We start from the raw sequence: 14302 nt of genomic DNA on the forward strand, positions 1-14302 counted from the left end.
TGCAACATGCAACTGACAACTTATATGCGCGACATTGCTAGCCGTGCAGCCGTTGCCGTATAAAGACTTCCATCATGGCGAGCGCCGCATCGAGATGCTCGCCAGCGGTGTTGACGAAGTTGTGCGGAGCGCCCGGTAACAGCTCCAGCTGCATCTGTCCGCCTGCGGCGCGATAGGCGGCGGCAAATCGCTGCTGGATTTCCGGCGACACGTTCTTATCTTCCACCACACCGGCAGCGCCCGGACCGCCCTGGAGCAGCAGCGCGGGCGGTAGCTTGAGCTGTTCGCAGCGCGCCAGAATACGCTGGGGATTGCCGTCTTCGATACTGCCTGCCGTGCAAAAATAGCTTTCCGTGAACTTCACGATATTGTGGTTGCCGACCTCGCGCGCATACGCCAGCCGGGCTTGCGGGTCCGGAATCGGGCACAACAGGATGAGGTAATCCGGCCGGGCGCCGTCCGGCGCGACGCCATCCTGCGCCAACGTTGCGTAGCGGGGATCATCAGGCCGCAAGCTGTTCAGCAAGACCAGATGCCCGCCGCTCGACGAACCAAGCGCGCCTATGCAGCGGGCGGAGCCGTTGAATTCCGACGCATGGGCGCGCACCCAGCGTAGCGCAAAGTTCACATCCGCTACCGAGTCGGGATAATGATTGTGCTCGCTCTGGCGAAAATCGACCGCCACCACGACCATGCCCAGTGCCGCCAGGGACTGGTTCATCAGCGCGTGTTCGGTCCTGCCGACGTCGCCGCGTACCCAGGCGCCGCCATGCACATCGACGATGACAGGAAAAGGGCCGGCGCCTTCGGGCTGGTAAATCGTGGCCTGCAAAGTGCGCCCATCGACGTGCAAATAATCGACGTCCCAGCTGTACCCATCGAAGCGATGGCCAGCATCCATCGCGGGGCTCATGCGCCCGGCATGCCGCGCGCCAGCCGCGACATCCGTTCCGCCCCTTGCTTGTACCCCTGTTCCGCCTCTGGTTTCACCCGCGAGCGAGAAATCGTCACGATCATGTCGGACCTCCATCAATCTAGAAGTCCTCAATGTACGCGGCCATTGGATAAATAGATAATGAATTATTATGACTATTTCATTCTTAATTAAAGAACAATGGATCTCTCCGATCTGCACATCTTCCGCACTGTGGCGCGCACGGGCGGCATCATCCGCGCGGCAGAGCACTTGCATCGCGTGCCATCGAATATCACGACCCGCATCAAAACGCTGGAAGCGGATCTTGGCGCCGAGCTTTTCCTGCGCGAAGGGCGGCGGCTGCGACTCTCGGCGGCCGGCAAGATCCTGCTCGACTATGCGGATCGGCTGCTGTCGCTGGCCGATGAGGCGCGCGCGTCCGTGCAGGACGGCCCGCCTCACGGCATGCTGCGCCTCGGTTCCATGGAAAGCACGGCCGCGGCGCGTCTGCCCGGGCCGTTGAGCAGGTTTCATCAAGCCTGCCCGGAGGTGACGTTGGAACTGCATACCGGCGACCCGCGGCTGCTGGTGGAACGGGTTCTGACAGCCGAGCTGGATGCGGCGCTGGTGGCCGAACCCGTCGCCGATCCGCGCCTGGCGACGCTGACGGCATTTGAAGAAGAACTGATTGTTGTCGCGATGGCCGGCCATCCACCAATGACGTCAGCCAGGGACGCAGCGATGAAAACCCTGCTGGCATTCCATCAAGGCTGCCCGCACCGCAAGCGACTCGAGAGCTGGTTCGCGGGCAGCGGCATTGTGCCTGACCGGGTGGTGGAACTGGGTTCGTACCATGCCATTCTTGGCTGTACCATTGCGGGCATGGGGGTGGCGTTAATGCCGCGCAGCGTACTGAACACGTACACGGAACGCGCACGACTGAGCGTTCATGAACTCAGCGCCAGGCTCCGCAAAAGCCGAACCTTACTGGTCTGGCGGAAGGATACGCCGCAGGCGAACGTCATGGCTTTCGCCGACATTCTGCGGGGCAAGAAAACGTAAAGGATCAGGAATGCCGACATGGGGCATCATCCAGCAGCGGCCGATCTGCTCACGGCCGGCCCGCGATGGCGAACGCCAGTTGGCCGCGCGCGGGGCTGTCGTCGGCCGCCAGGACGACGACGGCCGTGCTCAGCAACACGTAGCCGATCAGGGTGGCGACTTTGAGGCGCAGCGCGGTGGACATGATCTTCTCCGGAAATAATGATGGTTTTTTTATAATAGTCCGTTCGCCGGCCAGCGCCCCGTTTTTTCCCATGCCACTGCGCCACATCAAGCACACATGTGACTAAATTGTCAACAATGTGGCTGCTAGGCAAGCTCGCCGCAAGCCCGGTATACTGCATCGATGTCCTCACCCATCCTGTTCCTTGCCGCCTGCCTGATCTGGGGTTCCACCTTCTTCGCCATCACCCTGCAATTGGGCCAGGTCGCGCCGGCCGTTTCGGTCGTCTACCGCTTCGCCATCGCCTCGGCCGTCCTGTTCGCCTGGTGCCTGGCGCGCGGCGACGACCCGCGACTGCCGTGGCGCACCCAGCGCTGGCTGCTGCTGCAAGGCATCGCCAGTTTCGGCCTGAGCTACATCTGCACTTACACGGCCGAGCAATACCTGGTGTCGGCCTTCGTGGCCGTGCTGTTCGCGCTGATGGTGTTCTGGACCCCGATCTGCAGCCGGCTGATGCTGGGCACGCCACTGACGGCCCGCATCTGGACGGCGGGCGCGGCCGCCGTGGTGGGCGTGACGCTGCTGTTCTACCAATCCATCGCCAGCGCCTGGACGGCCATGGCCAGCGGCGGCAACAGCCACTTCCTGCTGGGCCTGGGACTGGCCCTGTGCGCCACCATCTCCAGCTCGGTCGGCAACGTACTGGTGGTCAAGGTGCGCGCGCAATCGTCCAACGTGCTGCTGACCATGGCCTGGTCCATGTTGTGGGGCACGCTGCTGGTGGCGGCCTGGGTGCTTGTCAGCGGCCAGTCGTTCATGCTGCCCACCACGGTACGCTACTGGGGCGGCCTGTTCTACCTGGCCCTGTTCGGTTCCGTGATCGCCTTCGCCGCCTATTTCACGCTGATCCTGCGCATCGGCTCGCACAAGGCCGTCTACATCGGGGTTGTCACGCCGGTCATTTCCGTGCTGCTGTCGATCCGGCTCGAACACTTCCGCCCCGGCCCGCTCGAATGGCTGGGCATGCTGGTCTGCCTGGCCAGCGTGGCCTGGGCCTTGCGGGCCGACGCGCCCGCCCCTACCGTCAACCCTGAACTTGAAAGCGCCGCATAATCCATGAGCAATTCGCACCTGACCATCCGCCCCGCCACCCCGGCCGACGTGGACGCCATTTTCGGCATGATCCACGAACTGGCCGTGTTCGAAAAACTGGAACACCTGGTGGTGGCCAACCCCGCCATGCTGCAGGACGGCCTGTTCGGCGCCCATCCCGCCTGCGAAGCCATCGTCGGCGAAGAAGCGGGCGTGGTGGTGACGTTCGCCCTGTTCTTCCACAACTTCTCCACCTTCCTGTGCCGCAAGGGCCTGTACCTGGAAGACCTGTACGTCAAGCAATCGTGCCGCGGCAAAGGTTACGGCAAGCAGATGCTGGTGGCGCTGGCCCAGCTGGCGGTGGAACGCAATTGCGGCCGCTTCGAATGGTCGGTGCTGGACTGGAACGAGAACGCCATCAACTTCTACCGTGGCGTGGGCGCCGACCTGCTGCCGGACTGGCGCATCTGCCGCGTCACCGGTGACGCCCTGCAGCAACTGGCCTCGGCCTGACGAAAAAAAATCCCGCGAGCGCCAGGCGCCGCGCGGGATTGAACCCATGTGAGTGGGAGGGGAGATTGAAGCAACGCCTTCACTATAAGCCTCCCTTCGACGGCGTGCGCAGGTACTTTACATTTGCTTACGCCAGCTCAATCTTGCTTACATTCACCTAACATTCTCTCACTGACCGGCGCCCTTGACGCGGCACAAGGCCCGCTCCGTAGCGGGCCGTACCATGGACTGTCACCTCGTCCGGAGCCCGCCATGAACAAGTTGCCGCCCATCGCCTTGCTGCTTTACAAGGCTTACCTGCGCTCGCGGCTCGACCATTGCCAGCGCCACCTGCACACCATCGCCGCCCAGCGCGAAAACGACTTCCAGGCGGAACGCCTGCTGCACCGTGAAGTGGCCGTGGTGCGCGCGAAATTACATACGCTGTGACGTGGCGCGTCCCGCCAGCCGCTCCAGCAGTTCGAACGCGCCCTGGGTCAGCAGGGCCAGCACGGCGGCCGGAATGGCGCCGGCCAGCAGCATCGCGTTGTCGTTCAACGCGAGGCCGATGGTGATGCGCTCGCCGTAGCCGCCGGCGCCGATGAAGGCGGCGATGGTGGCCGTGCCCACGCTCATCACGGCGGCCGTCTTCACGCCGGCCAGGATCACGGGCAGCGCCAGCGGCAGCTCCACGTGACGCAGCCGTTGATATGGCCGCAGGCCCAGCGCCTGCGCCGCCAGCCGCAACCCTGGCGGCACCTGCAGCATGCCGGTGCAGGTATTGCGCACCACGGGCAGCAACGCATACACGAACAACGCCACCAGGGCCGGTACGGCGCCTATGCCCAGCAAGGGAATCAACAACGCCAGCAGCGCCAGCGACGGCACCGTTTGCAGCACGCCCACCAGCGCCAGCACCACCTGCCGCAATCGCGGCACATAAGCGGCCAGCACGCCGAGCGGGATGCCCACCAGGCAGGCCAGTCCCACGGCGATCAGCACCAGCGTGATGTGCTGGCGCGTGAGGAGCCACAGCTTGTCGTCGAAGACTTTGGCCAGCAGACCGTCGTGCGGGGCAGTCGGCGTCGCGGGCATTGACGTTGCGGACGATGGTGTGGCAGACGATGGCGCTGGCGCAGCGACTGGCGCGGCTGATGGCGGCGGCAACGGATGCGCCGCCAGCCAGCCACGCGCCACGGCGGCGAAGCTCTGGCCGTCGATCTCGGCGGCGCCGTTCATGGCGATCATGTCTGCCGCGCTGATGCGGCCTTGCAGCCGCCCCAGCGCGGCCCAGGCGGCGGGAAAGCGGACCGCCGCGTTCAGCCGGTACAGCAGCACGGCGTCGTAACGGGGAAAGTAGTGGCGGTCGTCGTCGAGCACGCGCAGGCCGTAGCGGGCAATCTTGGCGTCGGTCGAATAGATGTCGATCACGTCCACCTGGCCTTGTTTAAGCGCGTCGTAGGCGATACCGTGATCGAGGCCGGAAGGTTGTTGCGGCAAGCCATAGCGCTGTGCCAGTCCGGGCCAGCCGTCGGCACGACCGATGAATTCATGCGACAGGCCGAAACGCAGCTTGGGCCGGTCCGCCAGCGCGCTCAAGGTGCGCGGGCCATCGGGGCCTTCGCGCACGGCCAGGGCGTAGGTGTTGTTGAAGCCGAATGGCACCGCTACGCCCAGGCCCAGCGGCGCCAGTTCGCGACCGATCTGTTCCAACGTCGCCGGTTGCTTGTGGCGCAGGATTTCCTGGTCGATGGTGCCCAGGTATTCGGGATACAGGTCAATCTTCCCTGCCCGCAGCGCGGCCAGCACGATGGCCGTGTTGCCCAAGCCTTGCAGGTGCTCAGTATGGGCATAAGGGGCCGCCGTCTGCGCCAGCAGCTCGCCGAGGATGTACGATTCCGTGAACCGCTTGGACCCAATGCGCAGCGTGGCTTGCCCGCCATCGGCCAACGAGGCCACCGCGGCTGGTGACGCGGACGCCGCCAACGCGCATGCGCACATGAGCCAGCAAACGGTCAGCCATCGCAGCCCGACGTTCACCCGATCTGCGTTGCCCCGCCCACCCCGTTCTCCCCGTTTGAGCACGCGCCCTCCCTATCGTTCCGCCAGTGGGGCAAGCTTACCATTGCCGGTCCACCTACGCGCGAGCGCGGGCTCGGGCTCGCGCGCGCGGAGCGCGGGGGCGCGAAGGCGCGGGGCGTGTGAGCGTACGCGAGGACGCGTCAAGCGCCCAGGCGCACCATGGAGGCCTTGAGCGCCTGGTTCAGCGTTTCGTAGCACTCATCCAGATGCGCCTTGTTCTCGCGACTACCCGGCTTGGCCAGCGCGGCGCGGATTTCACGCTGCAGTTCCAGCGCGTGTTCGCGTTGCAGGCTGCGCGCGTCCGCCGGCGTCGTTGGCGTTGCCCGCACCAGCATGTTCGCCAGCCGCTTCAGATGCGCACGCTGCAGGTTGCGCCGCATGCCCGTGATCTCCTTGCCCGTCTTCAGCTCACTCCATACGGCCGACTGCACGGTGCCATACAGCTCGTCCAGGCTGAGCGCCTTCTTTCCGTCGTCCAGCTTCTCCTGCGAGTCGAGCACGCGGGTGGCGACAGCATCCGACATCAGCTGATCCAGCGCCGCCGATTGCAGCAGCAGCACGCGCCCGCTCACCGACACGTCCGGCCGGCCCCGCGCTTCGAAATGGTCCGGTCCCAGGCGGCTGATCATGGATGGCGCGAACTTGAAGCTGTCGGCCTGGAACAAGCTATTCGTCAGCATTTGCAACGCCGCGCGCTGGCGCGGCAAGGCCACCGGCGTGAACGTGGCCCGCCCGGTGCCCGCGTGGTCGCGCAGATAGGTCTGGCCGCCCACGTACTTGACCACCACCGGCAATGCGCGCGCGAACTGGACGAAGCCATAATCGAAACTGCGGCGCAGCGATTCATAGCTCTCGCCCGGCTTGAGCTGACGTGTTTGCAGGCGGTCCCACAGTTCGCGCGACAGGGTCAGGCGCCGCTGCACATAGGCCAGCGGATCGCTGCCCAGATCGAAGGCGTTGACGTCAGGATCGGCCGCCCGGCCATCCACTTCCTGGTCGGTGCCGAAGGCCAGTTGCGGCTCGTTCGAGCGGGCCGCGATCTTCGCCAGTTCGTCCTTCTCCTGGTCCTGCGCGATCGGCTTGTATGCGTATTCGATGGCCCAGTAATCGTAAGGCCCCAACGCGGAAGCCACGTACTCGCCCTGGCGCTCGCCCTTGACGGACAAGTTGAACGGCGCGTAGTCCATCACCGAACCGGTCATGCCGTTACGTTCCGTGAACGCGGGATCCTGCAACTGCTTGAGGTCATACACGGTGGAGGCGCGGAAGTTGTGGCGCAAACCCAGCGTGTGCCCCACTTCATGCATGACGACCGAGCGCACATAGGCCTGGGCCACGGCGTCGGCCTGCGGACTATCGAGCCCCACTTCGCCGCGCGCTTCCAGCAGGTCAAGCGCGAAGCCCATCTCCTGGGCCGAGTCCAGCATGTAGTCGCAATGGGTTTCGCCGTCGGCGGCCGGCTGCGCCGCGGCAGCGCCAGCGCTCTCACCGCTCTCGCCGGCCACGCGGCGCGCATCGCGCGCGAACACGTCGGACATGGCGATGTCGGCATCGAGGATCTCGCCGCTGCGCGGGTCGACCTGGGTCGGGCCGATGGCGAAGGCGGCGTCGCTGCCGATGAACCAGCGGATCGAGGCATGGCGCGCGTCGAGCGTGTCGAAATGGTCCTGCTCCGTTTGCTGGCGCACGACGATGGCGTCCTTGAAGCCGATCCGCTCGAACGCAGCGTTCCAGGCCAGCACGCCCTGCTCGACGGACTTACGGTATTTCTCGGGGATGTTCTTGTCCAGCCAGTACACGATGGGCTGCTTCGGTTCCGACAGCGGCAGCGCCGGGTCCTTCTTCTCCAGCCGCCAGCGCTCGATCACGTGGCTGGCCGTGGTGGGACGGATATCGTCAGTGAAGTCCTGGGTGGTGGTGACGAAGTGGCCAATGCGGTCATCGGCCGGGCGCGCGTGCATCGGTTCGGCCGGCAGCGGCATAAAGCTGTAGTAGAAACCGAGGAACATGCTGCGCGGGTCGGGCAGCGTGGTGGGCGGGCCGGGCAGCGGCAAAGGCTGTGGCGTGATGGGCGTGGCGGCGATCCGGGGCACGGCGTAGTGGGCACTCACCCGCAGGCCCGTCATGGACTCGTCGGCCCGCAGCGTGACGAAGCTGCTGTTGCGCGCATCGAGCACGAACGGCAAACGGTAGGCATATTCGAGTCGCGTGGAATAACCGGGAATGTCGCTAAACAACAACGCGTTGGCCTCGATCAGCACCCCGTGGGTCTGCGGATGGGGCGCGCTGGCCACGGGCGCGGCGGCCAGCAGGCTGTCCGAATACGCCTGCGACACGGCCAGCGCCTGCGGTGTGCCGCCGCGCGCGCTGTAGCGGGTGTTCTTGGCGATCATCTGCACCAGGTTGCCGATGCGGTGGAAGTACACCACCTGGCTCTCGCCCATCTGGCCGCCGTACAGGCCACGTTCACCGATGCCGTTGGTGGTGTTGATGGACATGAAGATGGGCCGGTCGAACATCTCCGGGCGCAGCTCCAGCCACACTTTTTCATCCTTCTGGTACAAGGGCAGGAAGCCCGGCACGTGGGCCGCGCCGCGCACCACTTCCAGGAACGGCTTGGGCGCGGCCGCCGCCGCCAGCATGGCCGCCAGCGGGTTGACCGGCGCGGCGGCAGGGTTGGCGCCCGCCGCGGCGGCTTGCGCCTCGCCCGTATGCGGCGCGGTGGCGGGAGCGGGGTCCTGCGCCAGCGCCTGGGCGGCCAGCGCCAGCAGCACGGTGGAAACGAGGGATTTCAGGGCGAACGACGGCGGCAACACGGGCATGGCGATCCTGGCACAAGCGGTAAGTCGGGAAAAACGCTCGTGATAATGTACCTGATCAAACCGCCGCACGGACGGAATTTCGAGGATTCCCTCTAAATCGCCGGCGCCCGCCACTGGCCAGCATTGACCACGCCCACGCAGGGATTGAAGCCGATCGCGTACGACAAATCGGCCGGGCGGGCGATGCGCCACAAGGCGAAATCGGCGCGCTTGCCCACGGCCAGGCTGCCGATGTCGTGTGCCCGCCCCAGCGCGCGCGCCGCGTGGATGGTGCAGCCGGCCAGCGCCTCCTGCGGCGTGAGCCGCCACAGCGTGCACCCCATGTTCATGGTCAGCAGCAGCGACGTCATGGGCGATGTGCCGGGATTGCAGTCGGTGGCCAGCGCCATCGGCACACCGGCCGCGCGCAATGCGGCCACGGGCGGCTGCACCGTCTCGCGCAGGAAGTAATAGGCGCCCGGCAGCAGCACGGCCACCGTGCCCGCGCGCGCCATGGCGGCGATGCCGTCCGCGCTCAGATGTTCGAGGTGATCGGCCGACAGGCCGCCGTAGCGGGCCACCAGTTGCGCCCCGCCCTGGTCGGACAACTGCTCGGCGTGCAGCTTGACGGGCAGGCCGTGGCGCTGCGCGGCCACGAACACGCGCTCGGTCTGCTCGGCCGAGAAGCCGATGCGCTCGCAGAACGCATCGACGGCGTCGGCCAGGCCCTGCTCCGCCAGCGTGTCGAGCATGGCGCACACTTCGGCGATGTAGTGTTCGGGGCGGCCCGCGAACTCGGGCGGCAGCGCGTGCGCACCCAGGAAGGTGGTGGCCACGCTTACCGGCAGCTCCCGGCCCACGCGGCGCGCCACGCGCAGCATCTTCGCTTCCGTCTCCAGGTCCAGGCCATAGCCGGACTTGATCTCGATGGTGGTCACACCTTCGGCCAGCAGGCTGGCCACGCGCGGCAGGCTTTGCGCCAGCAGCTCGTCCTCGGTGGCGGCGCGGGTGGCGCGCACGGTGGACATGATGCCGCCGCCGGCGCGGGCGATGTCCTCGTAGGTGGCGCCGTTCAGGCGCGCCTCGAATTCATCGCTGCGGTTGCCGGCGTGGACGATGTGGGTGTGGCAGTCGATCAGGCCGGGCGTAAGCCAGCAGCCGCCGCCATCATGCACGGCGCGGACCGATTCCAGCGCGCCGGCCGGCAACTCCGCGCGCGGCCCCAGCCAGGCGATGCGGCCGTCGCGCACGGCGATGGCGCCGTCGCGGATTTCGCCATAGCCGTCGGCCATGGTGGCCAGGTGGACGTTAATGAACAGGGTGTCCCAGGTTGCGCTCATGCGTCCTTCTTTTTAATGGGGGATGATGTCGGCCACCAGCACCGTGGCCTGGATGGTGTCCATGGTCCACGCTTCGTCCGAGTCGAGCACCACGGCGTCGTAGCGCACCAGCGCGATGCGCTCGGTGGCGCTGCTCACGGTCAGGCTTTCTCCCTCGGCCAGGAACAGCACGGTGGTGGCGCTGCGCCGCACCAGCTCCTGCCGGCCGCGCACCACGCGCCGCTCCAGCCGGTGACGGCAGCGGCCGCGCCGCGTCATCACGTTGAAGTCCGTGGTCAGCCCGCCCGTGATGGTGGCTTCGACCGTGGATTCGCCGGGAAATTCGATCAGCGGTTCGCTGGGGCTAAGCACGAAGCGTTCGTGGCCGAAGTCCAGCAGCACGCCGTCGCCGTCCACCAGCGCCAGCGAGCGGTCGATGCCGGGGAACGGCGAGAACGGCCCGTCCTGGGTGATGGTGGCCAGACTGACGCGCCAGTCGAAATGGTCGAAGTCCGCGCCCGGCGGCATAACGACGATTTCCGTGGTGCTGCCGCCACCGTTCTTCCATGGGGTGGGCCGTAGGCTTGCGTACTGGATCAGCTGGGTCATCGGAACTCCCTCAGTTCGGCCAAGGTTTGCCGGAAGCGCGCGGCGATGGCCTGCTGCGCCACGTGCTGCTGCTTGCGCACTACCCACTGGCCGCCGACCATCACGTCCCGCACCAGGTTGTCGTTGCCGCTGAAGATGAAGGTGCCCAACACCTCCTCCAGCGCCAGCCCGAACAGGTTGGGATGATCGTCGTCCAGCACGATCACGTCGGCACGCTTGCCGGGCGCCAGCGCGCCCAGCGGCCGTCCCGCCGCCTGCGCCCCGCCATGCAGGGCGCCCTGCCACAAAAAGTCGCCCACGTTGCGCTGCGCGGACGATACCGCAATATTACGCCGCTGTTGGGCCAAACGCTGCCCATATTCGAGCCAGCGCAATTCCTCCACCGCGCCCTGCGAGATGTGGCTGTCGCTGCCGATGCCGAAGCGGCCGCCGGCCGCCAGGTACGATTGCAGAGGGAACAGGCCGTCGCCCAGGTTCGCTTCCGTGGTCGGACACAGGCCCGCCACGGCGCCGCTGGCCGCCAGCGCCGCCACTTCGTCCTCCAGCAAATGCGTGGCGTGGATCAGACACCAGCGCTGGTCCACGACCACATTGTCCATCAACCACTGCACCGGGCGGCGTCCGCTCCAGGCCAGCGACTGCGCCACTTCCGCCTGCTGTTCGGCGATGTGGATGTGGACCGGGCGCTGGGGCGGCAGCACCTGCAGCACCTGCGCGACCTGCCCCACCGTGGCCGCGCGCAGCGAATGGGGGGCCACGCCCACCTCCGTCTGCCCGTCGCGCAACGGTTCCAGCACCTCGATCACGGCCAGCACGTCACCCACGTCCGTGCGGAAACGCTGCTGCTCCGGCTTGAGGGCTTGCTCGCCAAAGCCGGAATAACTATACAACACGGGCAGCATGGTGATGCCGATGCCGGCCAATCGTGCGGCCGCGATCACGCGCTCGGCGGTCTCGGCCGGACGCGGGTACATGGCGCCGTCCGGCGTGCGCTGCACGTAGTGGAATTCGCACACGGCCGTGTAGCCGTGGCGCAGGCATTCCGAGAACAGCTGGGCGGCGATGGCTTCCATCTGCGCCGGCGTGATGTTGCGGGCGAAGCGGTACATCAGCTCGCGCCAGGTCCAGAAGCTGTCCGGGCCATCGCCGGCCCGCTCCGTCTTGCCGCCCAGCGCGCGCTGGAAGCTGTGCGAATGCAGGTTGATCATGCCGGGCAGCGCGTACTGCGCCACTTCCACGCCGGCTGGTGGCGCGGCATCGGGCGTGACGGACGTCAGATTGCCAGCCGCATCCCATGCCAGCAGCACGTCCTGACGCCAGCCTTCGGGCAGCAGCGCGTGGCGTGCGTACAGCGCACGGCCAGCGTCTGACATCGTATGCGGGCCGGCCGTCATGCGCGAACCCAGTCGGCGGCCGCCTGCGTCATCTGGCGCAGCAGGCCCTGAACCTGGTCAGCCAGGTCCGGGCGGTAGGCAAACGGCGCGCTCTCGTTCATGTAGGTGGACTGGCACATCTCCAGCTGGATCGCGTGCACGCGCGCGTCCGGCTTGCCGTAGTGGCGCGTGATATGGCCGCCCTTGAAGCGGCCGTTGACGGCCACCGTGTAGCGCTGCTGCGCGTGCGCATGGGACACGATGGCTTCCGTCAGGCCGGGCGCGCAACTGGCGCCATCCGCCGTGCCGAAGTTCAGGTCGGGCAGCTTGCCCTCGAAGAAGCGCGGCACGACGGACGCGATCGAATGCGCATCCCACAGCACCACCTTGCCGTGGATGGACAGCAGCCGGTCCAGCTCCGCGCGCAACTGGTCGTGGTAAGGACGCCAGTACTGCAGCAGGCGGCGCTGCACTTCCGCCTCGTCCGGCGCGCCGCCGTCGGGATACAGCGGTTGGCGGTGGAAGGTGTCGAGCGGGCACAGGCCCGTCGTGTCCTGGCCCGGGTACAGGTTGGTGTTCTCGGGCGGCCGGTTCAAGTCGATCACATAGCGCGACCAGCGCGCCGACAGCGTCGAAGCGCCCATCTCGCCCAGGAATTCGTACAACCGCACCAGATGCCAGTCCGTGTCGGCCTTCTCCACCGAGGCTGGCGTCATACGGGCCGCGATGTCGTCCGGGATGTCGGTGCCCACGTGCGGCATCGACACCAGCAGGGGAATGCTGCCCGCCTTGAATTGAAAGTTCATGTCATCTCTCCCGCGTCAGGGATGCAGCGGCGCGAACAGGCTCTTGCACTTGGCACTCAATTCGCCCTTCAACACCATGCGCTTGGCCGCTTCGATATCTGGCGCGAAGAAGCGGTCGGCGTCGAAGAACGGCACCTGCTGGCGCAACTGCGCGTGCACGTGCTCCAGCTGCGGCGACGTCTTGAGCGGACGGTGGAAGTCGATGCCCTGTGCGGCGGCCAGCAGTTCGATGCCGACGATGACGGCCGTGTTGTTGGCCATGTCGTCCAGGCGGCGCGCGCCGAAGGTGGCCATGCTCACGTGGTCTTCCTGGTTGGCCGAGGTGGGAATGGTGTCCACGCTGGCAGGATGGGCCAGCGACTTGTTCTCGGACGCCAGCGCGGCCGCCGTCACATGGGCGATCATGAAGCCGGAGTTGACGCCGGGGTCGCGCACCAGGAACGGCGGCAGGCCGGACAGGGTGGCGTCAATCAGCAGCGAGATGCGGCGCTCGGAGATGCTGCCGATTTCCGCGATGGCCAGCGCCAGCGTGTCGGCCGCGAAGGCCACTGGCTCAGCGTGGAAGTTACCGCCCGAGACGATGTTGGGCAGGCCGCCGGCAGCGTCCTGGAAAATCAGTGGATTGTCGGTGACGGCATTGGCTTCGATCAGCAGCGTGCGCGCGGCGTTGGCGATCAGGTCCATGCAGGCGCCCATCACTTGCGGCTGGCAGCGCAGGCAGTACGGGTCCTGCACGCGCTCGTCGCCCACCAGGTGCGAGGCGCGGATCGCGCTGCCCGTCACCAGCTGGCGGTAGATGGCGGCGGCGGCGATCTGGCCCGGCTGCCCGCGCACCTCGTGCACACGCGCGTCGAACGGCGCATCGCTGCCCTTGGCCGCGTCCAGCGACAGCGAGCCGGTGACCATGGCCGCTTCCAGCAACCGTTCGGCCATGAACAGGCCGTGCAACGCCAGCGCGTTCGATACTTGCGTGCCGTTGATCAGCGCCAGGCCTTCCTTGGCGGCCAGCACCACCGGCGCGATGCCGGCGGCCTTGAGCGCGTCGGCCGCCTGCATCCGCTCACCGTTCACGCGCACCTCGCCCACGCCCAGCATGGCCAGCGTCATGTGCGACAGCGGTGCGAGGTCGCCCGATGCACCCACCGAGCCCTTAGCCGGGATGGCGGGCATGATGCCGGCGTTGTACAGCGCGATCAGCGTGTCCACGATCAGCGGGCGCACGCCCGAATAGCCACGCGCCAGGCTGCCGATCTTCATCAGCATCACCAGCCGCACCACGCCGTCCGACAGCAGCTCGCCCGTGCCCACGGAGTGCGACAGGATCAGGTTACGCTGCAACTGCTCCAGCTTCTCGTCCGGGATGCGGGTCTTGGCCAGCAGGCCGAAGCCGGTGTTGATGCCGTAGGCCGCGTCACCCTTGGCGACGATGGCCTGCACGGCGGCGGCCGACGCTTCGATCACGGGATAGGCTTCGGCGGCCAGCGTCAACCGGCCCGCCTCGTTCCATACGGTCCGCAGTTCAGACAAGGTGATCTTGCCCGGCTTGAGGGTCCATGCGTTTTTCTGTGCTTGTTTCATCGTAGTGCT

Annotated in this window: 14 protein-coding genes; 4 read left to right on the forward strand and 10 right to left on the reverse strand. The window is 66.7% G+C overall.

The window, feature by feature from the left end; genetic code table 11:
• Positions 1-37: 37 nt before the first annotated feature.
• Positions 38-913 (reverse strand): alpha/beta hydrolase, encoded by an 876-nt coding sequence (locus tag H3H37_RS21375; RefSeq protein ID WP_182166297.1) that lies wholly within the window; start codon positions 911-913, stop codon positions 38-40.
• Complete coding sequence (locus H3H37_RS26260; protein ID WP_375540025.1) at positions 910-1017, reverse strand: antibiotic biosynthesis monooxygenase family protein; 108 nt, start codon at positions 1015-1017, stop codon at positions 910-912. The genes H3H37_RS21375 and H3H37_RS26260 overlap by 4 nt, the downstream gene beginning before the upstream one ends.
• Positions 1018-1114: 97 nt before the next feature.
• On the opposite strand from H3H37_RS26260, the gene H3H37_RS21380 reads away from it, so the two are divergent.
• On the forward strand, positions 1115-1978 hold the full coding sequence (locus tag H3H37_RS21380; protein WP_182166299.1) for a LysR family transcriptional regulator: 864 nt from the start codon (positions 1115-1117) through the stop codon (positions 1976-1978).
• A gap of 49 nt (positions 1979-2027) precedes the next feature.
• Here H3H37_RS21380 and H3H37_RS26070 read toward each other — a convergent pair whose 3' ends face one another.
• A complete protein-coding gene (locus tag H3H37_RS26070; protein ID WP_255459162.1) occupies positions 2028-2162 on the reverse strand; it encodes a hypothetical protein in 135 nt (44 codons plus the stop codon).
• A gap of 162 nt (positions 2163-2324) precedes the next feature.
• On the opposite strand from H3H37_RS26070, the gene H3H37_RS21385 reads away from it, so the two are divergent.
• The 3 genes from H3H37_RS21385 (at position 2325) to H3H37_RS21395 (ending at position 4175) form a co-directional block, all read left to right on the forward strand.
• The gene (locus tag H3H37_RS21385) at positions 2325-3254 is read left to right on the forward strand and encodes a DMT family transporter (RefSeq protein WP_182166301.1); all 930 of its coding nucleotides are present in this window, start codon (positions 2325-2327) and stop codon (positions 3252-3254) included.
• Between the two features lie 3 nt (positions 3255-3257).
• The gene (locus H3H37_RS21390; RefSeq protein ID WP_182166303.1) at positions 3258-3746 is read left to right on the forward strand and encodes a GNAT family N-acetyltransferase; all 489 of its coding nucleotides are present in this window, start codon (positions 3258-3260) and stop codon (positions 3744-3746) included.
• 252 nt (positions 3747-3998) lie between these two features.
• Positions 3999-4175: a hypothetical protein gene (locus H3H37_RS21395; protein WP_182166305.1), complete on the forward strand. Its 177-nt coding sequence runs from the start codon at positions 3999-4001 to the stop codon at positions 4173-4175.
• On the opposite strand, the gene H3H37_RS21400 is transcribed toward H3H37_RS21395, so the two are convergent.
• The 7 genes from H3H37_RS21400 to hutH form a co-directional block, all read right to left on the reverse strand.
• The gene (locus H3H37_RS21400) at positions 4161-5726 is read right to left on the reverse strand and encodes a glycine betaine ABC transporter substrate-binding protein (protein ID WP_182166307.1); all 1566 of its coding nucleotides are present in this window, start codon (positions 5724-5726) and stop codon (positions 4161-4163) included. The two genes, H3H37_RS21395 and H3H37_RS21400, sit on opposite strands and share 15 nt — an antisense overlap.
• A 221-nt stretch (positions 5727-5947) precedes the next feature.
• Positions 5948-8629: a zinc-dependent metalloprotease gene (locus tag H3H37_RS21405; protein WP_182166309.1), complete on the reverse strand. Its 2682-nt coding sequence runs from the start codon at positions 8627-8629 to the stop codon at positions 5948-5950.
• A gap of 92 nt (positions 8630-8721) precedes the next feature.
• Positions 8722-9948, reverse strand: a complete 1227-nt coding sequence (hutI, locus tag H3H37_RS21410; RefSeq protein ID WP_182166311.1) for an imidazolonepropionase — start codon at positions 9946-9948, stop codon at positions 8722-8724.
• A gap of 12 nt (positions 9949-9960) precedes the next feature.
• Positions 9961-10536, reverse strand: a complete 576-nt coding sequence (locus tag H3H37_RS21415; protein WP_182166313.1) for a HutD/Ves family protein — start codon at positions 10534-10536, stop codon at positions 9961-9963.
• Positions 10533-11909 carry a formimidoylglutamate deiminase gene (locus tag H3H37_RS21420; protein WP_182166315.1) on the reverse strand — a complete coding sequence of 459 codons (1377 nt, stop codon included), beginning with the start codon at positions 11907-11909 and terminating at the stop codon, positions 10533-10535. Before H3H37_RS21420 ends, H3H37_RS21415 begins: the two co-directional genes overlap by 4 nt.
• 17 nt (positions 11910-11926) lie before the next feature.
• Entirely contained in the window at positions 11927-12715 is a 789-nt protein-coding gene (gene hutG / locus H3H37_RS21425) for an N-formylglutamate deformylase (protein ID WP_182166317.1), read from the reverse strand.
• 15 nt (positions 12716-12730) lie between these two features.
• Positions 12731-14293, reverse strand: a complete 1563-nt coding sequence (hutH, locus tag H3H37_RS21430; RefSeq protein WP_182166319.1) for a histidine ammonia-lyase — start codon at positions 14291-14293, stop codon at positions 12731-12733.
• Positions 14294-14302: the final 9 nt, after the last annotated feature.

Source organism: Rugamonas brunnea (assembly GCF_014042345.1).
In the GTDB taxonomy this organism is placed as follows: Bacteria; Pseudomonadota; Gammaproteobacteria; order Burkholderiales; family Burkholderiaceae_D; genus Rugamonas; species Rugamonas brunnea.